Genomic DNA, 24,332 nt, shown 5'->3' on the forward strand with positions numbered 1-24,332 from the left:
TGGGAACACCAGTACCGAAGTTGCCGGTGAGGTGGTAAAACCCATTACGGGATGGTGTGGATCGGCCAGCATGAAGGAGCTCACTGATGCACGATCCGGACCGGACTCAGCTCCTGCAGGTAGAGCTCGACGAAAACGCCGCGATCCCGGTGGTGACCGCTAGCGGGGAAATCGACGTGACGTCCGCTCCCGTGCTGGAGCGGGTACTGCGTCGAGCATTGCGGGCGGGCCCGCGCACCGTGGTGGTGGTTATGACGGGGGTCAGTTTCCTTGGCTCGGCCGGGATCACTGTCCTGGCCGCGGTGGCGGAAGAGTGTCTCGAACCGCCGCGCATCGTGGCCTCGTACCCGGTGCGCCGTCCGATCGAGGTGACCGGCGCGGACGCCTTGTTCGTACTGTGCGACAGCCTCGCCACTGCTCTGGGCCAGTCCGTGTAGTCCGGCGCGAGGGTTCCCGCCGTCCCTCTCGGGTGGTTGGTTAGCGCCGTCGAAACGAGGGTAAGAGATCGTGTGTCGACGCCTTCGGGACAGAGACCGAAAGTGCCGATGTGGTGTGTTGCCCGCCCATCCTGCCTGGACGCACCCCCGTTCACGGGGCGGGCAATGCCCACACCTCCGGTATCGAGCCACCACCTCGGGCGCCTTTCCACGCGATGACGGAGTGGCCCGACGCTCACCTGATGTGAGCCAGGTAACATCATCTTCGGTGTGAGAAGTGTTGCGACGGCGTGTTTTTGGGTAGAACGAGCGGTATCAGGCCGCGGTGTGGCGGGTGAGCTTCTTAGTTTGAAGGAGTGCTCATGTCGGTAGCCATGATGGTGACGGTGGGTGTGCTCATGCCGGTGACGGTGGTGGCCGCGGCGTACGGGGTTGTGGCCGTTATCTACTGGTGGGAAAAGCGCAGCGTCCCGGCTCCCCGCTCGCGGGTGCTGCCGGGCGAGATGACCCTCGTGGAGGGTGGGCTGGTGCGGCAACGGATCCGGTGGCCCTGAGCCTCTCACGCCAGATGGATAGTGCTGGTTGAACTTCCGTGGCACCGCGTTGGCCGTTCCGGTCGACGCGGTAACGGCAATTGAGCGCGTTCGGTGCGCGGAGGTTGTGCCATCAATATGTGTGTGCGTTCACCAGCGGCCAGCTCGGAACCCGCCAACCGCACGGTGCGAGATGTTCCGCCAGGCGGCGGATTGAATCAAGCAGTACGCTTGTCCTGCAAAGAGTGTCAGGAGGGGAACCGTGATTCACCACGTACAAGTCGCCTGTCCACCGGGTGCCGAAGATCGCATGCGGTCCTTCTACACCGGCGTCCTTGGCTGGGTGGAACTTCCCAAACCTCCATTGCTTGCTGCCCGCGGCGGCTGCTGGTTCATGGTTCCGGGCATGGGCGGTCCGGATGGCGAACTTCATGTGGGTGTCGAGGAACCCTTTCACCCCGCACGAAAAGCTCATCCCGCCTTCATCGCGGACGTGGACGCCCTCGCGACCGCTCTCACGGCGGTCGGCCATGAAGTCCGTTGGGCCGACCCCGCCGAGATTCCCGGCCGCCGCCGTTTCCACACCACTGACCCGGTAGGCAACCGTCTCGAGTTTCTGGGCGGCAAATCAGTTGTCACCGAGACACACTAGGCCAAGCACACCCCCGCGATCCTCGCGCTCCTCGGCAGTAGTGTGCGTTCCGCACCCTCACCGGTTGATCTTCCACCGCATCGCGCTGGCCGGTTCGGTCAGCGCGGTATGCGGCATGTTAGTACGTTCGTCATCCCGTAGCTTGGTGCTCTAGCTCAGCGCCAGGTGCTGTGCGGTGAGTGCGTAGGTGTCGTCTACGCGTTGTTGTTCAGTGCCGACCGGTGTGGTCAGGCCCGGCATCATCTCGTGCAGGGTCGGCTCCCATTCCTGGTGGTGAGTCGGGAAGCATCGTTGCAGGAGGCCAGTCATGATGGCGGGGGCGGTCGAGGCGCCGGGCGAAGCTCCCAGCAGCCCCGCGATAGTGCCTTCGGCTCCGGTCACGAGTTCGGTGCCGAAGGTCAGGACACCGATGGTGCGTGGGTCTGGTTTGACCAGTTGGGCACGTTGCCCGGCGTGGATCAGGTGCCAGTCCGCGGGCCGCGCGTTCGGGTAGAACCGTTGCAGCTGTGCGAATTTCCGGGTGCGGGTAGACAGGAGCTGCCCGATTAGATAGCGCACCAGTCCGATGTTCTGCAGGCCGACCGCGAGCAGGACCACGATGTTGCCGAGACGCAGTGTGGTGAACAGGTCGGAGAGTTGGCCGTGTTTGAGCAGTCGGGTGCTGAAGGTGGCGTAGGGACCGAACAGGAGTGATTCCTGTCCGTCGACGATGCGTTTGTCCAGGTGTGGCACCGACATCGGTGGCGCTCCCAGCGCGGCTTGGCTGTAGATCTTTGCCTCGTGCCGTGCGACCACCTCTGGGTTGTCGGTGCGCAGGAACTGCGCGCCGAATGGGAACACCGCGTATCCGCGGACTTCGGGGATGCGGGCCTTCTGCAGGAGTTTGAGGGCGTATCCGCCGGCACCGACGAAGACGAATCGGGCTCGAACGGTGAAGCGCTGCTTGGCTTTACGGTTACGGCCAGTGATTGTCCAGATACCCTCGGCGTCGCGGCATAGTCCGGTGACTTCGTGGGAGAGGTGCACTTGTGCGCCGACCTCGACCATGACGCGGGTCAAGGATTCGGTGAGTGCGCCGAAGTCGACGTCAGTGCCCGCGGCGTAGCGTGTGGCGGCGATGGGCTCGCCGCGATCACGCCCTTCCATCAGCAGCGGAGCCCACTCGGCGATGACCGCGGGGTCCTCGGAGTATTGCATCGCCGAGAACAGCGGCACCGACCGCAGCGTCTGAAAGCGCTGTCGTAGGTAGCGCACGTCTCGGTCACCGAACACCACATCCATATGTGGTGCGGAATGGACGAAGGCGGCAGGTTCAGGCAGATCGCCTTGAGTAACCAGTGCGGTCCAGAACTGCCGGGACAGGTGGAACCACTCGGCGATCTGCTCAGCTTTGGCCGAGTCCGTGGGATCGGGCATGTAGTTCAGCTCGCATAACCCGGCATGTCCGGTGCCGGCATTGTTCCAGGGGTGAGAGCTTTCGGCGGCGATCACGTCGAGGCGTTCGAACATCGCCATCGACCAGTCGGGTTGAACCTTGGCCAGTATCGCGCCGAGCGTGGCGGACATGATGCCGCCTCCGATCAATGCGACATCGAGAATCGGTTCCGGTGCAACCGATTTCGTGTTGGTGATCCTTGGTGAATGCATGTGAGATCTCCCCTTGCTGCTGTATCGAGGCAATCGTCACGCGCATCGCATCGATCCGTCTACAGGCAAGATCTGATGATTATCATCCGGGAATGGATGAATTGAATTCGGCTGAGGTCGAGACGTTGGTGCCGTTGCTGGCGGCGTTCGACGTGGCCGCACGCGAGGGACACATCACACGTGCCGCACAGGTGCTGGGCGTTCCGCAATCCTCGCTGAGCCGTCGGTTGAAAGCTGTCGAGAAAACCGTGGGTGCGCAGCTATTCCAACCGGCGGGGCGCGGCATCACCCTTACTCCAGCTGGACGCGAGCTCTACGAACGCACACACAACCTGGTGCACTTGCTGCGCGACGCGGTCAGTGTCGTTCGCGGCAACGCCGACCCCGACGCCGGTCTGGTGCGGTTCGGTTTCCCGCTCACACTCGGGCCGGTCAGCGTGCCCTCGCTGCTGGCCGATTTCCACACCGCGGCACCACGCATTCGATTGCACCTGGTCCAAGCGCACGGTGAAGCACTGGCCGCCATGACCCGCGAGGGACTGCTCGATCTCGCCGTGATGATCCCCGCGCCCACCGATCTGCCCTTTGTGATCCTCGGGCACCAGCGCATCCATCTCTACACCGCTCACGGCCACCGTCTATCCGGGTACGACACCATCGACCTCACCGAGGCAGCAGGCGAGAACTTCATCGCCAATCCCCCGAACTACCACCTGCGCCGCATGCTCGACACCTGGTGCGGCGAAGCGGGATTCACACCACACGTCGCGTTCGAGATCACCGAATTCGAAACCTTGCGCGCCCTTGTCGCCCACGGCCTGGGAGTCGCACTACTACCGGATCCCGAAACCCCGCACCCCGGTCTGCACCGCATCGCCTTGACCCACCCCCGTGACCGCACCATTGGTCTCGTCTCCGGCCACCAAAAACCAACCCCCGCGGTCGCCCGACTCCACGACTACATCGCCGAACACGCACCCACCCGCCTCGGAACTGACCTGTAGTGGCTGCCATAGCTTTCGGGCATGCCCCTCGTTGGATCAATGGACTCGAAGGGGCCCGGATCGCCAGGGGCGGTTGATCTTCCACCGCATCGCTCTGGCCGGTTCGGTCAGCGCGACCGGCGGCAAGACAGGGTTTTGGGATCTGCGCTGGCCGTTGGGTCACTGTCCGACGATTGTCCACGGACCGAGGACCTCCGCCCGAACGTCGAAGAGGAACGGCAGACCGCGGCGGCTGGTGATCCACCATGGGCTGACCGTGGCTATGTCACCGTTGATCTCTTCGATCGAGCATGGAATGGAGGCCGGTCGCGGGTACGTCGATGTCGGCAGCAGGTCGGCAGCAAAATCGACACTCTTGCCGACCAGCCAATGCGGTCGGCCCTGGGCGTCAACGAATTCGACCAGGACCAACCCCGGCTGTGGTTCATCGCAAAGCCAGTGGTCCACGATGGCCGGTAGCTCGCACTTGTCGCCCTTGGCCCAGCTCGTTGTCATGTCTGGACGATAGCGGCACAACCCCAGAGAAGCGATCCGTCGGACAAGGCGTTCAGAGCAAGAGTCATTCGTCCGAAACTCGGCATGATGGTGCGTTCCGCCGGCCTCGGACGCGCACGGCCAGTTGATCTCCCGAGGTGCCGCGGTGGCCGTTCCGAACAGCGCGCCATGCGGCAGGAGAAGACGTTCTCCGCAGTGTCGCCTTCCTCCGGACCAGTGCTCAGGTGACAGCCTTGCCTAGCCAATGACGGGCGTGGGGATCGAGCGGCTTGCCGATGATTGTGGAGACCGAGTCGAGGTGTTGTGGCTCTATCCGTATCCCCAACGCACGGGGCCCCGGGTTGCCAGCGACGGCGAAGATCAGGGGAATCAGATTGTCGGGGATCTGCCATATCTGACGTTTGATGGTCTCGCCGTTGATCGTCCCGTCCGCGGTGTAGGTACTGGTCATCTCCCAGATGAATGGAGCGTCGAGGGGTTGAATCGAGGGATCACACAGACGGCATCCAGCCTCACCCCGAAAGACCATGTGCCGGACGCACATTTCGAGGCGATACGGCTTCGGCGCAATGGTCCAGTCACCCATGTGGCTGTCGATCTTCGGGCTGGCGCGAAACGTGGTGAGCATCCGCATGAACGCGCCGAGGTTGTAGTCAGCCGAGGGCGTGTAGTGCAGTTTCTTCCAACCGGTCCGGCGGATCGCGCGGTCGAGTACGACGATGAAGAAGTCCTGCTCGGCTTGGTGGTCCTGAGTCCATGGAAGCTCAGCCAGGTCGAACCCGCCCATTCCGATGGCGTATCGCACCAGGTCGCAGAAATGCAGCATCAGGTTCTGTTGCCACACGGTTCGGGCCACCGAACAGCCCGCCAGCGCCATCACGTCGCAGAACACGTCGGTACTGCCGTTGTTCATATAGACGTCCAGACCGAGCGCGTCCGCGCTGAAATGGTTGCCCACGGCCGCCACCCTAGTCGCGCTGAGATACCCAATCCGTTGCGACACTTCGCGTTGCATTCGGCTAATAGAGTGCGTTCCTCGGCCTCGGATCGCCACGGCCATTTGATCTTCCACCGCATCACGCTGGCTGGTTAGGCCAGCGCGCTATGGGATGGGGGCTCAGGTGGTCATCTGGTCAGGTCGTGGCGGGTAGCGCTCCTGCTGTTGCGTTCACGACTCGTTTCAGCTCGTCGCACAATGCGGCCTGTGGCCGGTCTTCGTTCAGTGAGGCCTCGAGAGTGAGTGTGCGGCCGCCCTTGTCGGCGATGTTGGCCTCGCCGGGCACCTCGAAGAGCAGTACGCACCATAGATTGCTGTCGCGCCAATGCATTTGGACCGCGCGGCGGTCACCGATGGTCACCGGTTTCGGGTCGACGTATGCGGAGTCTTCGTAGGCAGACCATTCGAAGGGGGCATCGCTGGAGGACACTTTCAACTGGTACCAGCCGCCGCTCCACACGCATGTCGCGTAGTCGACGGAGTTGTCGCCGTGTAGTTGAGAGCCAACATCGAGTCCGGCGGCCGTGAGGCTGGCCGCGGGGAGTTGGCAGGGATCCCACACTTGCACGACGGCTTTGGTCGGGGTGGGTGTGCTGGTGTGGTGAGTCTGCGACGGCATGGTCAGTGTTGCTGTCGGAAGGGTCGAAGGGATTTGTCGGGCAAGGGACTTCGCGATTGATTCGGTACCGGTGCGGAGATCGGCTCGCAGGTCCGGGGAGTCTGCGACCGGGAAGGTTCCGGGGACGCCTGACCAGTCTTTGCCCCAGGTCTCGACGGTGACGATCAGGTTGTCGATGCTGAACTTCACGCTGACCCGCCGCGGATCCCCGGCGGTTTCCCAGATGATCGCGGCCTGGCCGATATCGGCGATCGGGGTAGGGCGCGGACTGTCTGTGCGCGTTGATCCGGGCACGTAGTCGATGAGTTGTTGAGGGCTCATTGTGTGGCGGTCGGGATATAGGGACAGGAAGTAAGAGATAGACACGTGGCGCCACATGGGCGTGCGGTCCGTCTCGAGCGGTCCACGTTGGATCGAGCTTCCGAACTTCAGCGCGCAGGTCAGCCCCTGACTGGTGTCGTCGACCTCGCGTGCGGCGTCGGCCGCATCGGCGAGGGAGTCCTGCGCTTTCCCCGCGAAAGCCTTCACCTCTTGCTCGGCGGGCTTCCACGCCTGCGAGCAGCGGGCGGGCAACTGCGAGAATCCGATGCTGCCAGGCGGCCCGGCAATCCGGGCGCAGCTGCTCATACCGACCATCAGCAACAGCACCAGCACCGCCGACACCCCACGACCACGATGCATCCTCACGACCGAACGTCCCCCCGATTGAGTCACCCATGCGCGACAAGGTGTCCGAGTCTGTCGGCAGGTTCTAGGCCTGTCAAACCGGTCCGGATCGCCAGGCACTCTGTGGCGCTGCGTTATTCGAGGTCGTCACCTGACCCGCCACTTCGACGCTGTCCAGCGCCGGAGGCGAGCTCGGCGTCGAGCACCAGGGGCGAGGGCTCGCGGCGGACTTGATAGCGGTCATCGCTCATCTGAGCTCTGACGGCCGCATATCGGCGCGATACTCGGCAAGGGCGGACGACCGGGACGGGTCAGTTCGACACGGCCGGTTGATCTTCCACCGCTCCGCGCTGATCACTTGGGTCAGCGCGGCATGCGGCAGAATAGTTCATCTTCAGCGGTCGCTATCGTTTGCAGTCGATACGGTCCGGCCGGATTTGCGGTCCCTCGGTCCGGAGAGAGCGCGGCGACGGACGGGACAGAATGACTGAACTCCCACTCCGCATTCCAGCGATGCCGGACAGCATGGGGATGCTCGGGGTAATCGATCCCAGCGCTTACCATCCGATGGTCGAGGATCATGACAACTGGCCAGCGGTGTTGTCGCACTTCGACCTCGAGATGGGGAGGCGCACGCTGCTGCTCTGGGCCACGGGCGCCCAGGATAGTTGGTCTGTCGATGTCTCGGTGTCCCCGGTGGATCGGGGAGGATCGATCCGGACGCAGGCGCGAGGTTCTATCGCTGTGACAGCGGGCAGGCTGGTGTTGGTCAACAGTGAGATGCTTCAGACGATCGCCCAGTGTGAGAGCGAGGATCTCTGGGAGGATCTGAACTGGTACGACAACAGGTTCGAGTTGCCGGACGGCTCCTACGTGTGCACGGTGACGATGCTCGGCAACTCGGAAGATCTCACTGAAGCGGGCAGATTCCATCTGCAGTTCGAACCCGGTGAGGTCACGGTGTGGCAGGAACCCGCTTGGTTCGAACGTTGGCGCTGGTAGCGCAGTCTGGCGACCGCTTGCTGTTCGGCAGTTCAGTGCGTTCGGCCCGGCCGAGATCGCCTCGGTGCGTTGATCTTCGGCCCCCGCCGCGTGGCCGATTCGAACCGCGCGCCACGCGCCATGAGCGGATAACCTGGAAGTTGCGCGAGCTCACAGCCAGCGAGTCAGTCTCCGAGTGGCCCAGAGCTCTTGTATACCCTGCCTCGAAAGTACCCGCCTCCCATGATGTACCAGGGCAAACGCTCGAGTACTGCTGGTGCTTCTTGCGGGGTCAGCGACTCAGCGACCTCGGGGGTGATGATGCCGAGGTAGAAGCGGCCGGAGCTCCGGTACGCCTCAACCTCATAGAAGTAGTGCAGCCACTGCGTGCCGCAGCTGATGCAGGTCTTGACCGTCACGTCCGCGTAGCGCCAACTCGAGTTGTCCATGCCAATCCACCGTCCCTCGTTGCCCAGCGGCCCGAATCGCTCAAACGGCTCGAACGGAGCTGTAGTGCAAAGGCATTCAGACATCGACTCACTCCCTGTTCGAAGACGAATCGCCGGACCCGAAATCGGGACGCCTCTGAATCTCCTCCATCACACGCCCACTACATCACGCTTCCCTACCATCTACCACCTCCACCTGTTCGTGGTCATCGGCAATTCAGGATGTTCCGTCGGCCGCAGATCGCCTCGGCCGCTTGATCTTCGAGAGCGTCGCGTTGGCCGCTTCGGTCAGCGCGCCATGCGGTAGGAGAGGATGTTCAGCACGGCCTTGCGATGCACCTCTCAGTCGCTCATCGCTGCCGCCAATTCGGCGCACAGACCCGCGAGTTCGGAGGAAGGGATCCGGGGCGCATCCGGTGAATCGGCGTTGTGCCACGCCACATCTCGTGCCGTTCCGATGGGCCGGGTGAAGACGTGTTGATGGAGGTGGACCCCAGCAACACTCAATCCCGCGACAAAGGTGAAGACATGGGCGGGTTCCAGGACCCTCCGCAGTGCGCTGATCGACGCCCGGACAGTGCGAGCGAAGGCAATGGTCTCGGTGTCGTCGAGTTGATCGAGTGTCGCAACGTGGCCTCGAGGCTCCACGAACAGATACCCCGGCCGGACCCAGTCTTCCTGCGGTGGACGGTGAGTCACCACCACCAGCTCATCCACATGCACAACCGGACTCACCAATGGCCCGGTCCCGTTGTGTTTATCGCAGATCACGCACCCCCACATACAGGTGACGATATCGCTGAGCCCGCGGCACCGCCCATCCTCAGAGCGATCTTCGACAAAGCACGGGCGCACCCCGCTGGTCTGCTGAATCCAGGCGGGTCGCGGCATTTCCGTACGTTCGGCGGCGAGCTGGGCGAGACGGCTCGGGTGGTTGTCCGTAAGAGTCACTCAGCCCATGAGAAGGAATCGACCCGCCACAGAGTGTCTTCCTTTGTCACGCCGACGATCGCTTCCCGGTCTGCCAGGCCCGATGCTTCCGGAAAGCTAGCCATGGCCCGGAGACGAGGCCGGCCTGGCCCCCACAGGTCGAATGTGATCGCGGTGTAGCTGAACTCCGGGACGATGCCGCCCAGCCACATCAGTTTTCGGAGCCGATCGACCGCCTCATCGGCGGGTGAGTCGTCGAATTCACCCCGACAGCGAGCGGACAAACGGTGCCGGATGACGGCCGGCAGAGCCAGGGATATTCCACGCTGCAGCTCGATCAATGCCTCCGACGAACCCGCGCGATCCCACTGCTCGGGAGGAAGATCGTCGCTGTCGTCGTCCCGGCTCTCGGCCTCTCCGATTACTGTGTGCAGTGTGTCGAGGAGATTGCCGAAAACCTCGGGCTCCCAACGGCAATACGCCACGTCGCTGTCACTCGCAACGTCCGCTACCGGGAAGTTTGTGACCAATGAGCCCGCGAGGTCGATATTCTCGCCGATCAATGTGTGTGTCCGCCCCGCAGGCGCGGGGTGGAACCTTCCAGGGACGGACTCGCCCCCGACACGGTCACCGTTGAGAAAGGGTTTATCGGCGGGATGGAAGTATTCGCCGACCAGAAATTCCGCGCTCGCCCCCCATCGCTGCGAGCCCCCCAACTCCGACACCGGGTAAAGAAGCCACGACCCGAGCCCCTCGATACCGCTGCACATTGCCATGAGCTCGCGGTATTGGCCATCGAACCTCACCCCCAATCGTTGCTCGGCGGCGGCGAGTTCGGCCTCCGACGCCGGAACTCCCGGTGTCGCTCCGATCGCCACAGCTCTGGCAATAAGATCCCGAAGCGCCATGGAAATGGACTCTACCAGCGCAAACAGGCCGTTCAGGCGTGCGGCCCACCACGGCGGCAATGGTCTCGGACCCCCATACGGACCATCGCTGGTTCGGCCGACGCTACATACGGCTGAGCGGACACGGCGATGGCCCGATATACCTTAGGGCCGTTGATCATCAGCTAGGTCGAGTTGACCACTGTGGAACGCCCGGGAGGCGGTGCGGGCCCAGGCGGTCATACTCTCTGGGCAAATTCGTTGGTGAGGTGCACGTGTGACGGCAGGCTGAGGTTCAGGTGTTCGACCGCCGCGCGGACACTGACGTCGAGCTCCCAGTGCAGGCCTACGACATGACCCGCCCACACGTCCCACAGGCAGCTGACAGTGTCGTCGATGATCAATCGAAGCGTCGAACCAATCTCCGGATCACCGGGATCATCCATCCATCCAAGCTGTACGTCGTACGTTCCCCGAAGAATGAGGCGCCACCGATTCAGCTCCCCATGCGAGAAGAACCCGTCGTTCAACTGAACGATAGCGATACCAACTGTCACAGAGGGCACTTCCGGTGATGAGGAGCAGCAATCCAAACCGATCACCATCCAATCGTCGCTGTGGATCACGTCCTGGACAACCTGGCCGCCCTACCGACCCGGACTTCGCGCTCATCGCCACTATGGTGCGTCGCCCGTGACTGAACGGCCTTCTATCCCTGGATCTTCTGCAGGCCCGCGCTGGCTGAGTCGAACCCTGCGGTTAGCGACATTTCAGAGCGATCGTCGCGTCCATTCGACCCGCGTCGAGTTGCTGCCGGTCGGCCTCTAACCAGCCCCAGATCAACTGCCCGACCACATTGACATCGTGGATCTTGGTGTCGAGGGGGTCAGGGGTTCGGCGTGTCTGTCAGGTAGTGGGTGTCGCAATAGTGGGTGGCGGCTGTTCTCGGTCGGCTGCGCGGTGTCGGAAATCGTTGAGAGGCTGGCAGAATGGCGCGGCATGAGTGGGTTGCGTTGCGGCGCTGCGATTGTCGTCGCGGTGTGTGCGTTCGTGTTGTCGGGGTGCAGTGAGGATGCTACGCAGCAGTTGCGGTTCGGGGAATCGGTGACGGTGTCACGGATCAATGGGACGGTGGGGATCGCTGTGCTGCGCATCGATCGGGGCTCAGCGTCGGATCTCGAAGGGCTCACCGGTGCTTTCACCAACCCGCTCGCCGACCCGCTCGCGAAATCCCCGGCGATCGATGGCACTCCCTACTACGTTCGCTACCGCCTGACCCGTACTTCGGCCGGTGCTGACGTCGGCACCTACTTCGTCGTCAACACGGGCCGCAAAAGCGTTGGGCAAATGACTATTAGCCCGGCGCCGTTTTCGGGGCTGACCGGGTTCGCCGAGAAATCCGGCGTGGAAAAGCTATGCGCGGGGGTGGGCCAGGACGAGTTCCGGGCATTGAGCCAGGGACAGAGCCTGGAAGGGTGCACGCCCTTCCTCGTGCCTTCGTCATTCGGCCCCGAAGCTCCGACTCGAGTCCAGTGGGTGCCGTACAAGGGCAACGTGGTCGCGACCTGGTTCTCCGGTACGTAAGTCGACGAGCGGCGCTCTGCCCGGCATATACATGCGGCCCATTTGGGGCAGCGACCAGGGCCGGTGAACGACGCCCTCGAGTAGACACAAATCCGAAGTCTGATGGAATGACGCCCGGCCGCGCAATTCTCCCAGTCGTCGGCATGAGCGGATGCCTCTGCGCCACGGTCGATCTCGCCGCCAACAGCGCACTCCGGCCGGTTGAGTCAGCGCAGTATGCGGCAGAGCGAATAGTGTTGTGGGTCGGCTCGGGCGTGAATCCAGACTGCCCGAGCCGACCTGTTCTCATGGGGTGACGATGGCGAACGCGGGATCGAATTCGTCGAGCAGGGAGCTGTAGGTGTCCAGCGCGGCGGTGTCGCCGTCGAGGGTGATTTTCCCGTCCTTTGCCAATCCGGCGGCCGCAGAAGGTTCGAGCAGTGTGGGGACCATCAGTTCTTTCGGTCCGGTGATGGTCAGTTGGGCGTCTGCGGAAGTACCGGGGCGGGCGTTGAGAACGCCACGCCGGATCCACATCGTCCATTGTTCGCCCGCGTCGGTGAAGTGCAGGTCGATGCGCAGGTCCGCGGTGGCGGCCTTGTCGCCGATGATGTGCACGGCGACAAAGTCGAACAGGATGTCGATCGGCATGGCCAGGATGGAGTCCCGGCTGGCGGTGGCGTAGGGCGGCGGCTGGGTGCCTTCGCGCAGTTCCAGTGCGGCGGAAAGGAATACGCCGCGCCATTGCGGTCCTTCGGCTTGGTAGCCCATCTGCTCGTAGGCATCGGCCTGCAGGTCTTTGGCGCGCTGGTTGTCGGGTTGGGCGAAGACCAGCGGGTGCAGGATCTGTGCGGCCCATCGGTAGTCGGCGGCGTCGATGGCGCGTTGGCCTTCGGCGAGAATCTTGTCCGCACCGGCGAATTCGACGAATCGCTTCGACGACTCGACCGGCGGGTGCGGATGCAGTGAAACCGGGTCGCCGTCCCACATGCCCAGTTCCTTGGTGTACACCGCGCGCACGTCGTGGTGCAGGGTGCCGTGATAGCCGCGATTGGCCCAGTTGCGGCCCAATTCCTCGGGCAGCTCGATCACCTCGGCCGCTTCGAGCGGGGTGTAGCCCTTGTTCGCGAGCCGCAACGCCTGGTCGTGGATGTATTTGTAAGTGTCACGCTGGGATTCGAGCAATGCGGTGACATTCTCGTTGCCCCACACCGGCCAGGTGTGCGGGCCGTAGTGCACCTCGGCCTCGTCACCCCACCGTTGCAGGGTTTCGTCGAGGTACCGGGCGAAGTTGCGGGCATCGCGGGTGCGCGCGCCACGCAACGTCTGGATGTTGTGCAGGGAATGGTTGGCGTTCTCCGCGCACGTCAACGCCTTCAACTGCGGGATCCAGATATGCATTTCCTCGGGCGCCTCGGTATCGGGAGCGTAGAGAAATTCGAACTCGATCCCCGCGATCTCCCGTCGCGCACCGGTCTCGGTGATCAGATCCGTCGGCGGAATGTAGGAGATAGTGACATCGCGGGCGGTGACCGCGCCGATGCCGCAGGAGACGAACCCTTCCGGGCCCGGGGGAAGGAGTCCGCCGAAAGCGTAGAAACTGCGCCGCGACATGGCATTACCGGCGATGATGTTCTCGCCGATGGCGTACTTGTTGAACTGCAGGCCCGGCGCGATGATCGGCACCTTGCCCGAGGCCACGTCCTCGGCAGAGACCACACCCTTGACTCCGCCGTAGTGATCGACGTGGGTATGGGTGTAGATCACCGCTTTCACCGGTTTGTCGGTGACATGCTCGCGGATCAGGCTCATGCCCTGGCGCGCACTTTCCACACCGGCCATACAGTCGATGACGATGATCCCGTCCTCGCCCTCCACGACCGTGAGGTTCGCGATGTCGTTATTGCGTGCCTGGTACACGCCCTTGGTGACCTCGAACAGGCCGCCGACTGTGACGAGCTGCGATTGCCGCCACAGACTCGGGTTCACCGTGTCCGGGACCGGCGGGTCACCCCGCAGATAATCGAACTCTGCCGGGTCGAAACTGATCTTCGACGGATCGCTGTCGGAATAGACAGGTCCCGGCAACGACGCGATCAAACCCCGCTGGGCATCGGTGAAGTCCTGCCGGTTGGCCATGTCGTAGAGCTCGGTAGCAGCCCGGTTGGCCTCCGCGGTCGCGGGACTGGCAGGCTTCGGCTTCTGGCACATGGGCACGCTCCTGTCGGAAAACACGGATCGAACCTTCATGCTCAGCCCGTTCGTGGACTGCGTGCCTCACCCGAAGTGGGTGAATTGGCCGAAGCGCGCCGCAATCCGGATCGCACCGTCAGGGTTGCCGTCCACCGAAGGCGGCGAGGCGGTCATACAGTCGTGCGTCGTCCGAGGTCGTGACCACGGGCGCAATATGGAATCCGTCGGCTTCGGCGCCCCGGACCTGCGGGACCAGATTCTCCCGAGCCCACCCCAGCGCGAGCTCACCGAGCTCGGGATCCAACTCGAGGGATTGCCCGGTGGCCTTGGCGATATCCCAGGCGTGGATCGCGAATTCCGTGGTCTGCTGCCCGATCGCCCATGCGGCCGGCACCGCACCGCCGGGAAAGGTATGCGTCCGCTCCATGGCGTTCGGCGCCCGCCACGCCGCCCGCAACCGCGCCGCGGCCATGGCGAACGCCGAATCCCACTCCGCCCCTACGTAATCGCCGTCACTGGACCCGCGCCGCCCGGTCTCCACCGACTCGGCGAACCGATAGGTCTCATCGACCACATGATTGACCAGATCACGAACGGTCCATGCCGCACACGGTGTCGGCAGGCCCGCCTGCTCCGGCCGCACATCCGCGATGAGCGCACCCAACTGGTCGAGAGCGCGAGACAGGTGATCGATCCTCATGATGTTCCTCCGGGTATGCGTGTTACCCGTATCGACGGAGTGCGCCACGGAAATTCATCGCACCACACAGCCGATTCGATCAGCTACGGTCGCCCGGTAGGTATTGAGGTTCTTGCTGGCGTCCCTCCCTGTGCGGTCAGCCAAGCGGTGTGGACGCGGTGAGGCTGCCGAGTAGTTGCGGGCGTTCTTCGCTGGGGATCCGGGTTCGGTGGTGAATCCGCGGTCGGGACTGCAACTCGTGCGGCGTACAGCCTTTCGCTCGGAACACAGCGAAAACCTGCTCACACGAGGCGAGAATGTGGCATTGCCCGCCCCGGGAACGGGTGCGTCCAGGCAGGATGGGCGGGCAACACACCACATCGTCACCCTCGGTCTCTGTCCCGACGGCATCGACATCACGCACATACCCGGCCTCGAACGCCCCAATCACCCACCGGCAATGAATTTTTTGCCAGCATTCGGGCAACTGGCACCGAGCTTCCCGCCCCACGACAGCCGCGGGTCCACCCGAATTCGCGATGCCTGAACACATCGCCCCGATGAAAAGCAAAGCCGCACAAACAGATCGGACTTTGATAGAGGTCAACCGCCAGATGGCGAGACCACGAATGCACCCCAGCCGTCCACCTCTCCCGCCAGGTGCACCTCGGCCTCTCTGCGATGGAAACCCGCACCGTTTCGCGCACATCGCCGTCACGACCGCGGCCACACCCCGTCGGCTACGACATCCGCGGATCAACGGTCGCGGCACAGCGGTTCCTCCACGGCTCGAGGGGGTGTGTGCAGTAGGTTCCGACTGGACGGTTCGACCGAAGGCGCTCGGGGCGTGAGGAGGCACGTTGACGCGGACCGATGAAGACTCGATATCGGGGTCCGCGGCGCGGACCATAATCGCCGAGGCTGCCCCCGACACCGGGCTGCCACTGTCCGCGGCGCAACTGCGCTGGTGGGTGGCGCAACAGTTGTATCCCGAGGTGCCCAATACCGTCGCCCTGTATCTGGCGCTGCGCGGGCCGCTGCAGGTGGATGTGCTCAGAGAGCAAGCCGGGCTGGCTGCGGCCGAGGTGCAGTCGCCGCTGCTTCGCTTCCGGATCGAGGGCGGCTATCCCACCCAGTATCTGGACCCGGACGCGTTCGGGCCGATGGGGTTCGAGGACTTCAGCGCGCTGCCCGAGGCCGATGCGGTTGCCGTCGCGATGCTGCGGATGGAACGCGATCACGGTTCGCCGCTGGACCTGATCGCCGATCCACCGACCGTGGCCACGGTATTCCGAGTAGCACCCGAGTATCACCTGCTGTATCTGCGCAGCCACCATATCGTGCTGGACGGAATCGGTGCCGCGGTGATGCTACGGCGCACCGTCGAGTTGTACGCCACCACAACAGGTTTGGCCGAGGCAGACGGACCCGCCCGTACACTGCCCGGTTGTCCGATGACAATCGCCGAACTCCTGCACGACGAGCGCGCCTACTGCGAGTCGGCCCGAGCGCGGGCCGATGGCCAGTACTGGCGCGAGCAGTTGGCGGGTATGCCCGAACCGGTACGGCTGGCGGGACGTCCAGCGGTCCGGCCGCGCACACCACATCGGGTCAGCGCCTCCGTACCGTCGCATACAGCGCAGCGGGTGGCAGTGTGGCGTCAGCGCGGATACACGCTGCCGGAACTGACCATCGCGGCATTCGCCTCCTATCTGGCTGCCCTGACCGGTGCCGAGGACATCGTGCTGTCACTGCCGGTGGCGGCGCGCCCGACGGCGGCGCTGCGCCGATCGGCCGGGTCGGTGTCGAACGTCGTTCCGCTGTGGCTGCGCGAGTTTCGTGACGGGACCGCTGCCGGTGTGGTCGAGCAGGTGCGCGCCCGCGTGGTCGGGGCTTTGCGGCACCAGCGGTACCGGTATGAGGATATTCAGCACGATCGAGGTGAAAGCCACACCGTGCGAGGCGGTTTCGGTCCCGTGGTGAACATGCTCGGGGCAGTCGCACCGCTGAACATGGGACCGCTCACCGCGCAGGTGCAGCTGCTGGCCTTGGGGCCGGTGGAGGACCTGCTGGTCAACGGCTATCAGCTGGGGCCCGACGATGACGCGATCACCATTGGCATGCAGGCCAATTCGGAGCTGTACTCCGCGGACTCGGCGCAGGCGCTGCATCGAGGATTTCTGGCCTATTTCGATCGCTTCCTCACCGACCCCGACCGCCCGATCCGGAACGTCGCGCCGGGCGAGCGGCGAGCGTTCCCGGCGGCCGAGGGTACCGATCGACTGCTCCCGGATCTGCTCCGCGGCATGCTCGTCGGCCCAGATCCCGAACCGGGTCCATTAGCTGAAGACGTTGCGCTACAAGATGGTTCGCGCTCCTGGTCCTATCGCGAACTGGACCAGATGTCCTCGCGGTGGGCGCGCGAGCTGATCGATACCGGAGCGGGGCCGGGCACCGCGATTCTGGTCGCGATTCCACGTTCGGCGGAATCGGTGCTGGCGGTGTGGGCGGTGGCAAAGACCGGAGCCACCTTCGTCCCGGTCGATCCCGCCGACCCAGCGCATCGACTCGGCGTTGTCGCTGCGGATTCCGGTGCGCGCCTTGGGCTTACCGTCGCAGCGGTCCTGGACCGCTTGCCCGCCGGACCGCAGTGGCTGGTGATGGACGATCCGCACGTTTGCGCGCAGGCGCGGCGGCGGACGGGCACTGCGATTCAGGACACCGAGCGGACGCACCCGCTGCTGCCGGACCATCCGGCATATCTCATCTTCACCTCGGGGACCACCGGCACCCCGAAGGGGGTGGTCGTGACCCATCGCGGACTCGGACCGCTGACCGACCATATTGTCGAACACTATGGGGTAGAGCGAGATTCGCGCGTTCTGCACGCCCATGCCCCCTCCTTCGACGCGCACCTGCTGGAACTGCTGGCGGCGTTCGCCGCCGGAGCCACCCTGATCGTCGAACCACCGTCGGTCATGGCGGGCCCCGCCTTGGCCCGGCTGTTGAACGAGGCGGCTATCACGCACTTCCTCACCACCCCCGCGGTACTGGCCACGCTCACTCCCGAGCAGGTGCCGTCGCTGCGGGTCGCGGTCGTGGGCGGCGAATCGTGTCCGGTGGATCTGGTCCGGCGTTGGGGCCCGGCACTGCGACTGTTCAACGGCTATGGTCCGACCGAATCCACGGTGATGGCAACACAATCGGCGGCTCTGACACCGGCGGGTCCGGTAACCATCGGTGCGACGCTGCCCGGGTCGCGGGCCTTGATCCTGGACCATCGACTGCGTCCAGTGCCCCCGTGCGGCGCGGGCGAGTTGTACCTGGGTGGCCCAGGTGTGGCGCGGGGCTACCTCGGGCGGCCGGTCGCCACGGCCGAACGCTTCGTCGCTGACCCGTCCGGGACCGGCGAACGCGTCTACCGCACCGGCGATCTCGTCCATGCGGCGCTCGATGGCACCCTGGATTTCCTCGGACGGGCCGACGACCAGCTCAGCGTTCGCGGGCGTCGCGCCGAACCGGCCGAAATCGAAGCCGCGCTGACGACGCTGCCGGAGGTCGCACACGCCGTCGTTACCCCTCACGAGGGACCTGGCGGCATCCGCCTGATCGGATATATCGTTGCCGCGCAACCGCATCGACTCGACCACGCCGATATGACAGCGCGCCTGCGCGAGCTGCTGCCCGCCGCGCTCATGCCGGCACAGCTCGTCGAGATGGATCGGCTTCCGGTCACCGCGCACGGCAAGATCGACCGCTCGGCACTTCCGCTGCCGTTGGTCGTGCGCCAGCCCTACCGCGCGCCGGAGTCGGATCTGCAACACCTCGTCGCCGACCATTTCGCGCAGATCACCGAGACCGCCCGGGTCGGCCTCGACGACGACTTCTTCGAGATCGGCGGCAATTCCCTGACGGGTGTCGCGCTGTCGGCCGAGCTGGCCGCGGCCACCGGACTTCCGATAACGGTGCGCTGGCTCTACACGGCTCCGACCGTCCGGGAGCTGGCCGCACGGCTGGCCGGGCACGACGGCGGAACCGCCACCGACGACGCGCTCGGCATAGTTCTGACATTGCGCCGCAACGGATCTCGCCCGCCACTGTTCTGTGTGCATTCGGCGGTCCCGCTGGCCTGGTGCTACGCCGCATTGGCACAGCAGCTCGACGACCGCCCCGTGTACGGCCTGCAAGCCTTGACCCTCGACGGTGAACCCCGCGCGGGGGCCACTATCGACGACCTCGCGGACGGCTATGTGCAGGAGATCCTGCGGGTGCGGCCCACCGGCCCCTACCATCTGCTGGGTTGGTCGCTGGGCGGGCAGATCGCGCATGCCATCGCCATTCGGCTGGCCGAACGCGGCGCGAAGGTCGCCACACTGGCCATGCTCGACAGCATCGTCTTCCCCGACGATATGCCCGCTCCCCCACTCCCACGCATGCGTGATCTGCTGACCCATCTGCTCGGGGACGAACCCGACAACGGCGATGACCTCCCGGACCTCACCGCCGAGCAGGCCGCAGCCGAATTGGCCTCTGCCCCGGCCTCATTCGGCACCGGGCTGACAGCCGAACAACTGATCCGGCTGCACCGCGGCTATGCCGACGGGGTTCGCCTCTCCCACGGTGCCCGCCCCGGCGTGTTCAGCGGTGATCTGCTCTACTTCTCAGCCACTCGCGGCGCGACCGAATCTCTCGACGCGCAGATGTGGCAACCCCATATCGACGGCACGCTCATCGAGCATCCGATCGCGACCACCCACGCCCAGTTCTGCAATGCCGACGTGGTCGCGATCCTCGGCCCATTGCTCGCCGCGCACTTGGACGCCGGTGATGACCGATGAGGACCGGGTCCCGCTCGGGCGTGCGCTGGTGGAATGTGTACGCGGACACCGGACAATGGGAACGGCAAGGGCCCGAGGCCGCCGCACTGCTGCGATGGATGACCGAACACCTGCCGCGCCCACATCCGGAGCTGGGGCGCACCGGGCCGGTATGCCCGTTCGTGCGCTCCAGCGCCGCACATCAACTCATCTGGGCGGGATCGGTGGACGGTGGTGATGCGCTGACGCGGGACCGGCTATACCTGGCGATCGACGACGCGTTCGAGGTGTATCACGGGCTGCTGCGGGAGAACCCCGCGCAGGCACGACGGTTAACGCTGGTCACTACGTTTCCCGGGCTCACCCGCTACGACCTGATCGACGCGGTGCACCTGGCGCGCAAATCCGAGGCCGTGGCCGATGGGCTGATGCTGGGACAGTTCTATCCCGGCTGTACGGTGCCCGGGCTATGGAACCGCCACTTCCATCCGCTCGACGCGCCGGTGCCGATGCTGGTGCTGCGTCCGATGATGAGCACCGACTATCCCTTCCTGGTCTCGCGCACCGAATGGCTGTACGCGTACTTCACCCAGTTGGCACCGAATCTGCCCAGGGCGCTGCGATGGTCGATTGCCGAGCGAATGCTGGTCTGCGGTCCGAACGCGAATGAAATAACCGCTCTGCGAATACATTCCGTCGACGAACACGCGCGCTGATACCCCCTATTCCAGCCCTGGCCGGTTGATACTGGACTCATGCACCGAATCCTGCGCTGTTCCCTCGTGCTCATCGCCGCATTCGCTGCCCTATTGCCGATACCGGGGCACGCCGATCCGGGCTCCTCGATTCTGGAGGTACGCCCGCTCGGTGGCCGGCAATTCGAAGTCACCGTCTTCTCTGCCGCCATGAACAGGGCGATACCGGTATGGGTGTCGCACCCCGATGGTCCCGCGCCCGCGCTCTATCTGCTCAACGCGGTCGACGGCGGCGAGAATGGCGGGCCGTGGACCAACCGCACCGATATCGCTCAATTCTTCGCCGATAAACCGGTCAATGTGATTCAGCCGATCGGCGGGCGCGCCTCCTACTACACCGACTGGGTGGCCGACGATCCGGCGCTCGGGCGCAACCGGTGGTCCACGTTCCTGATCGATGAGCTGCCTCCGTTGCTGGAGAACCACTTCGGCATGACCGGCCGCAATGCCGTTGCCGGAACATCGATGTCGGCGACCTCGGCGCTGAACCTGGCCATCGAGGCTCCAGGCAAGTATCAGGCCGTGGGTTCCTACAGCGGCTGCCCGCGCACCAGCGATCCCGTCTCGACCGCGTACGTGTACTCCCAGTTGCAGCCGTACGGTGCGAGCGCGTCCAATATGTGGGGCGCACCGGGCAATCCGGCCTGGGCCGCACACGATCCGATCGTGAACGCGGACCGCTTGCGCGGTGTGGCACTGTACATTTCGGCCGGAGACGGCACGGCCGGTGTGCACGACACGCTTGCCGATCCATCGATCGGCGGTGACGCGGCACGACTGGCCGATCGTATGCTGGTGGGCGGCAATATGGAATCGGTTGTGCGCGGATGTACCGCCACACTGACCGATCGACTTGCCGCACAAGGTATTCCGGCTCAGGTCGTCTACCGGGCCGGTACGCACGCCTGGCCGTACTGGCAGGACGACGTACACGACTCCTGGCCGATGTTCGCCGCCGCGCTCGGGGTCTAGCCCGCGTCCTCGCCAGTCGCGGGTTCGGGCAATGCGAGCGTGAGCACCCCGATAGCCACGCCCACCACCGCGATCGCGGTGAACATGGTGACGCTTCCGGCCACGGTGTGCGCACGGAAGAACACCGCGCTCAGCAGTGCCAGCCCCAACGCGTTGCCGAGCTGCTCGATGGTCGGCACCATACCCGAGGCCGCGTCCAGCTGCCGCTGCGCCAGACCCGAAAGCATGATCGGTTGCAGTGGCACACAGAATATTCCGACACACAGACCCGCCAGCAGAACCGGGCCGATCACCAGTGGCACCGAGACAACACCCGCGCTCACCCGCAGATAAATCGCCCCGATCGCGACCCATATACCGAAACCGGTGATCGCCACCGCCAACGTGCGAACTCCCCAGCGCCGCACCAGAAACGGCGAACCGAGCGCGCCCGCGCAGGCACCCACCGCGAAGGGGGTCATCACCAGACCGGTGCGCCAGGCGGAGAAGCCGAGTTCGTCCTGCAGGGTGATCGACACCGCGAAGACGAAGGCGGTGAACATGCCGAAGAACGCGGTCACCAGCGCGCATCCGATGGCGAATCGGCGGTCGGCGAACAGATCGAACCGCACCATCGGGCAGCGGCCACGCCGCGCCTCGCGTCGCTGTTGGACGACGAATACCGCCCCGCACGCGATCGCACCGGCGATCATCGCCGACGAATGCAGCCGCCAGCCGTGCTGCTGAACATCGGTGAGCGCGTACAGGAGTGCGAAGAGACCGACGGTGGACAACGCCGCTCCGGCGGGATCGAGCCGCTCGCGATTGTCCGGTCGACCGAGATGCAGATACCGCAGCGCCAACACCCAGGCGACCAACCCCAGCGGCAAATTGATCAGAAACACCGAATGCCAACCGAGCCCGAAGAGATCGGCTGTAACCAGCGCGCCACCGAGGATAGGTCCCACCATTCCGGCGAATCCGGCCACCGCACCGTACAGGGCGAACACCTGCTGATGCCTGTCCCGAGGAAAGGTGGCCGCGACAATGGCGATGGTCTGCGCGGTCATACCCGCGGCCGCACCGCCCTGCACAACCCGTGCCACTACGAGTTCTGTTGCACTGCTCGATATTCCGCACCACACCGAAGCCGCGGTGAATACCAGCACCGACGCCACGAATATGGTCCGCCGCCCCACCAACTCGCCGACGCGCGCCGCCGTCAGCAACGTGCACGCGAAGGCCAGCGCATACCCCGACACCACCAGCAACTGCGCCTGACGCGACACCGCCAGATCCACGGTGATACTGGGCAGCGCCGTGGTGACGATCGTCCCGTCGATCATCTGCATGAAGACCGCGATCAAACAGCCCGCGAAGGACAGCCACGCCCCGGTCCGCCCACCCGCGAATGCCCGCGAGGCGGCCGGATCGCGCCCGGAATCGACGACGACCCGCGCGTCCGCGCCGGACTTCTCGAAACTCTGCAATGAGTCGATAGGGCGAGCATATCCGGGTCGGTCTGCGCCCTCCGGTACCCCGCCGTACTGATCTTCGCCCGTGGTGCCGGTGCGCACGGCTCTCATCGTTCCGCCGAACCAGGGCTGACGGCGGATCTACGTCAAAACGACTGCGGGTCTATGCCTTTGGCGGTTGACTGGGATGCGAGAACGTCACCGAAGTTCAGGGATGTCGCGATGTATCGCAAGGCAGTGTTTCAGCGTTCACAACGGGCATTGGCCCTCGCGCTCCTGGTCGTGGCAGGTTGTGCGAGCAACTCCGCCGACAAGGAGCCCGCCCTTGATACGACCCGGATCGGCGACTGCTTCAGGGAAATACCCGGCCGCAACCAGATACCCATGCACCCGACGCGGGTGGATTGCACGGATTCCGCCGCAGGATCGAAGGTTACGTTGATCCTGTCCGGAAGCAGAGGTCGCGACTGCCCGGCCATGGGCGGCATCGCCACTGGCGGCACATTCTCCTATTACTTCGAGGTCGGCGGTAAGACCTTCTGCTTGGTGCCGCGTTAGAGAGTGGCCCGACCCGGGTGAGGTCCCCGGTGGTGGTTGCGGGTGCGGCCCGGACGCGCGCAGCACGCCACCAGAGCCATTCGTCCCAGCTCGGTAGCATGTAGCGCATGGCCATCAGACTCGAGAACGTCGGCATCGCCGTTCGCGATCTCGACGCGGCGATCGCGTTCTTCACCGACCTCGGTCTCACGGTCGTCGGCCGTGACACGGTCAGCGGTGAGTGGACCGACACCGCCGTCGGCCTCGATGGCAACCACGCTCACATTGCGATGCTCCGTACGCCGGACGGTCATGGCTGCCTCGAACTGTTCGAGTACATCCATCCCGAGGCAATCGAGACCGCGCCCACTCTTCCCAACGAGATCGGCATGCACCGTGTCGCGTTCTCTGTCGACGACCTCGACAAAGCCCTCGAGATAGCCGCGAGACACGGCTGCCGTCCACTTCGTGGCGTGGCAACCTATCACGACATCTACAGGCTCACCTACGTCCGCGGTCCCAGCGACATCATCGTGATGCTCGCCGAGGAACTGAACAAGAGCTGACCGCAGCCACCCCGGTCGATCAACGTGTTCGCCCGAACCCGGCCATTGCTGGGCACGTCTACAACAACATGTGCGGTCAGTTCAACGTCAGCACCCACGATCCATTGCACCCGCCGTCGTTGCCCGCCATCGGATCCCATGCCCACGCGTCCGAGATGCCATCGGCCATTTGGACATTGAAGCTGCCGGTCGAGGAGGTGATGCGGTCTCCATCGGCGAGAAACGCGATTTCACCCGGGCTGAAGTCCCATGTGCCCGAATAGCCGTAGGGATAGTTCAGCCTGATACTGGTGTCGTAACCGGAGTGATTCTGTACGAGCAGACACGCCCCCGGTGCACCGTCGGCACGAGCGGGCGCGGCGGACACCCCGATCACGGCGGCGACAGCCAACGACATTGCCCCAGTTACTGCTACACGAACGACTCTCATCGATTCCCCCTCCTTGTTCCGGGAGAAGGTACACACGCACGCGAAAAACTCTCCACTGCAATATGTCTC

Annotated in this window: 21 protein-coding genes; 11 read left to right on the forward strand and 10 right to left on the reverse strand. The window is 64.5% G+C overall.

Translation table 11 applies throughout. The features are described 5' to 3' along the window. Nucleotides 1-86 precede the first annotated feature (86 nt). From ACFC4D_RS21845 to ACFC4D_RS21855, 3 genes are all read left to right on the forward strand, one after another. Complete coding sequence (locus ACFC4D_RS21845) at nucleotides 87-437, forward strand: STAS domain-containing protein (RefSeq protein ID WP_376065893.1); 351 nt, start codon at nucleotides 87-89, stop codon at nucleotides 435-437. 362 nt (nucleotides 438-799) lie between these two features. Beyond that, the gene (locus ACFC4D_RS21850) at nucleotides 800-991 is read left to right on the forward strand and encodes a hypothetical protein (protein WP_376065895.1); all 192 of its coding nucleotides are present in this window, start codon (nucleotides 800-802) and stop codon (nucleotides 989-991) included. 289 nt (nucleotides 992-1,280) lie between these two features. After that, nucleotides 1,281-1,622, forward strand: coding sequence for a glyoxalase (locus tag ACFC4D_RS21855; protein WP_376065897.1), 342 nt, complete (start codon nucleotides 1,281-1,283; stop codon nucleotides 1,620-1,622). A 150-nt stretch (nucleotides 1,623-1,772) separates the two neighbouring features. On the opposite strand, the gene mqo is transcribed toward ACFC4D_RS21855, so the two are convergent. Further along, nucleotides 1,773-3,269, reverse strand: coding sequence for a malate dehydrogenase (quinone) (gene mqo, locus ACFC4D_RS21860; RefSeq protein ID WP_376065899.1), 1,497 nt, complete (start codon nucleotides 3,267-3,269; stop codon nucleotides 1,773-1,775). A gap of 92 nt (nucleotides 3,270-3,361) precedes the next feature. On the opposite strand from mqo, the gene ACFC4D_RS21865 reads away from it, so the two are divergent. Then, nucleotides 3,362-4,273: a LysR family transcriptional regulator gene (locus tag ACFC4D_RS21865; RefSeq protein ID WP_376065901.1), complete on the forward strand. Its 912-nt coding sequence runs from the start codon at nucleotides 3,362-3,364 to the stop codon at nucleotides 4,271-4,273. A gap of 159 nt (nucleotides 4,274-4,432) precedes the next feature. Here ACFC4D_RS21865 and ACFC4D_RS21870 read toward each other — a convergent pair whose 3' ends face one another. From ACFC4D_RS21870 to ACFC4D_RS21880, 3 genes are all read right to left on the reverse strand, one after another. Then, nucleotides 4,433-4,768: a hypothetical protein gene (locus ACFC4D_RS21870; RefSeq protein WP_376065904.1), complete on the reverse strand. Its 336-nt coding sequence runs from the start codon at nucleotides 4,766-4,768 to the stop codon at nucleotides 4,433-4,435. Between the two features lie 220 nt (nucleotides 4,769-4,988). Beyond that, nucleotides 4,989-5,726 carry a hypothetical protein gene (locus ACFC4D_RS21875; RefSeq protein WP_376065906.1) on the reverse strand — a complete coding sequence of 246 codons (738 nt, stop codon included), beginning with the start codon at nucleotides 5,724-5,726 and terminating at the stop codon, nucleotides 4,989-4,991. A gap of 175 nt (nucleotides 5,727-5,901) precedes the next feature. Beyond that, entirely contained in the window at nucleotides 5,902-7,038 is a 1,137-nt protein-coding gene (locus ACFC4D_RS21880; RefSeq protein WP_376065909.1) for a DUF3558 family protein, read from the reverse strand. Between the two features lie 525 nt (nucleotides 7,039-7,563). Here ACFC4D_RS21880 and ACFC4D_RS21885 point away from each other — a divergent pair. Then, on the forward strand, nucleotides 7,564-8,052 hold the full coding sequence (locus tag ACFC4D_RS21885; protein ID WP_376065912.1) for a hypothetical protein: 489 nt from the start codon (nucleotides 7,564-7,566) through the stop codon (nucleotides 8,050-8,052). A 1,375-nt stretch (nucleotides 8,053-9,427) separates the two neighbouring features. Here the strand turns inward: ACFC4D_RS21885 and ACFC4D_RS21890 are convergent. Both ACFC4D_RS21890 and ACFC4D_RS21895 read right to left on the reverse strand, forming a co-directional pair. Next, nucleotides 9,428-10,318 (reverse strand): hypothetical protein, encoded by an 891-nt coding sequence (locus ACFC4D_RS21890; RefSeq protein ID WP_376065915.1) that lies wholly within the window; start codon nucleotides 10,316-10,318, stop codon nucleotides 9,428-9,430. 218 nt (nucleotides 10,319-10,536) lie between these two features. Continuing rightward, nucleotides 10,537-10,923: a hypothetical protein gene (locus ACFC4D_RS21895; protein ID WP_376065918.1), complete on the reverse strand. Its 387-nt coding sequence runs from the start codon at nucleotides 10,921-10,923 to the stop codon at nucleotides 10,537-10,539. 373 nt (nucleotides 10,924-11,296) lie between these two features. Between ACFC4D_RS21895 and ACFC4D_RS21900 the strand changes: the two genes are divergently transcribed. Beyond that, complete coding sequence (locus ACFC4D_RS21900; RefSeq protein ID WP_376065920.1) at nucleotides 11,297-11,881, forward strand: hypothetical protein; 585 nt, start codon at nucleotides 11,297-11,299, stop codon at nucleotides 11,879-11,881. A gap of 285 nt (nucleotides 11,882-12,166) precedes the next feature. On the opposite strand, the gene ACFC4D_RS21905 is transcribed toward ACFC4D_RS21900, so the two are convergent. Both ACFC4D_RS21905 and ACFC4D_RS21910 read right to left on the reverse strand, forming a co-directional pair. Beyond that, entirely contained in the window at nucleotides 12,167-14,071 is a 1,905-nt protein-coding gene (locus tag ACFC4D_RS21905) for an alkyl/aryl-sulfatase (RefSeq protein ID WP_376065922.1), read from the reverse strand. Nucleotides 14,072-14,189: 118 nt separating this feature from the next. Continuing rightward, a complete protein-coding gene (locus ACFC4D_RS21910; protein WP_376065924.1) occupies nucleotides 14,190-14,753 on the reverse strand; it encodes a TIGR03086 family metal-binding protein in 564 nt (187 codons plus the stop codon). Nucleotides 14,754-15,592: 839 nt separating this feature from the next. Between ACFC4D_RS21910 and ACFC4D_RS21915 the strand changes: the two genes are divergently transcribed. The 3 genes from ACFC4D_RS21915 to ACFC4D_RS21925 are packed head-to-tail and all read left to right on the forward strand — an operon-like array spanning nucleotide 15,593 to nucleotide 21,276. Then, entirely contained in the window at nucleotides 15,593-19,570 is a 3,978-nt protein-coding gene (locus ACFC4D_RS21915) for an amino acid adenylation domain-containing protein (RefSeq protein WP_376065926.1), read from the forward strand. Next, complete coding sequence (locus tag ACFC4D_RS21920) at nucleotides 19,567-20,265, forward strand: DUF6875 domain-containing protein (RefSeq protein WP_376065929.1); 699 nt, start codon at nucleotides 19,567-19,569, stop codon at nucleotides 20,263-20,265. Before ACFC4D_RS21915 ends, ACFC4D_RS21920 begins: the two co-directional genes overlap by 4 nt. Before the next feature lie 39 nt (nucleotides 20,266-20,304). Further along, a complete protein-coding gene (locus ACFC4D_RS21925) occupies nucleotides 20,305-21,276 on the forward strand; it encodes an alpha/beta hydrolase (RefSeq protein ID WP_376065932.1) in 972 nt (323 codons plus the stop codon). Here ACFC4D_RS21925 and ACFC4D_RS21930 read toward each other — a convergent pair. Further along, nucleotides 21,273-22,832 (reverse strand): MFS transporter, encoded by a 1,560-nt coding sequence (locus ACFC4D_RS21930; RefSeq protein WP_376065934.1) that lies wholly within the window; start codon nucleotides 22,830-22,832, stop codon nucleotides 21,273-21,275. The two genes, ACFC4D_RS21925 and ACFC4D_RS21930, sit on opposite strands and share 4 nt — an antisense overlap. A 120-nt stretch (nucleotides 22,833-22,952) precedes the next feature. On the opposite strand from ACFC4D_RS21930, the gene ACFC4D_RS21935 reads away from it, so the two are divergent. Both ACFC4D_RS21935 and ACFC4D_RS21940 read left to right on the forward strand, forming a co-directional pair. Continuing rightward, the gene (locus tag ACFC4D_RS21935; protein WP_376065936.1) at nucleotides 22,953-23,288 is read left to right on the forward strand and encodes a hypothetical protein; all 336 of its coding nucleotides are present in this window, start codon (nucleotides 22,953-22,955) and stop codon (nucleotides 23,286-23,288) included. A 107-nt stretch (nucleotides 23,289-23,395) separates the two neighbouring features. Then, on the forward strand, nucleotides 23,396-23,833 hold the full coding sequence (locus tag ACFC4D_RS21940; protein WP_376065939.1) for a VOC family protein: 438 nt from the start codon (nucleotides 23,396-23,398) through the stop codon (nucleotides 23,831-23,833). Nucleotides 23,834-23,909: 76 nt separating this feature from the next. Here the strand turns inward: ACFC4D_RS21940 and ACFC4D_RS21945 are convergent, their stop codons facing one another. Beyond that, nucleotides 23,910-24,230 carry a hypothetical protein gene (locus ACFC4D_RS21945; protein ID WP_376065940.1) on the reverse strand — a complete coding sequence of 107 codons (321 nt, stop codon included), beginning with the start codon at nucleotides 24,228-24,230 and terminating at the stop codon, nucleotides 23,910-23,912. Between the last annotated feature and the right edge of the window lie 102 nt (nucleotides 24,231-24,332).

The sequence above is a fragment of the Nocardia sp. NPDC056000 genome, assembly GCF_042269265.1.
Classification (GTDB): domain Bacteria; phylum Actinomycetota; class Actinomycetes; order Mycobacteriales; family Mycobacteriaceae; genus Nocardia.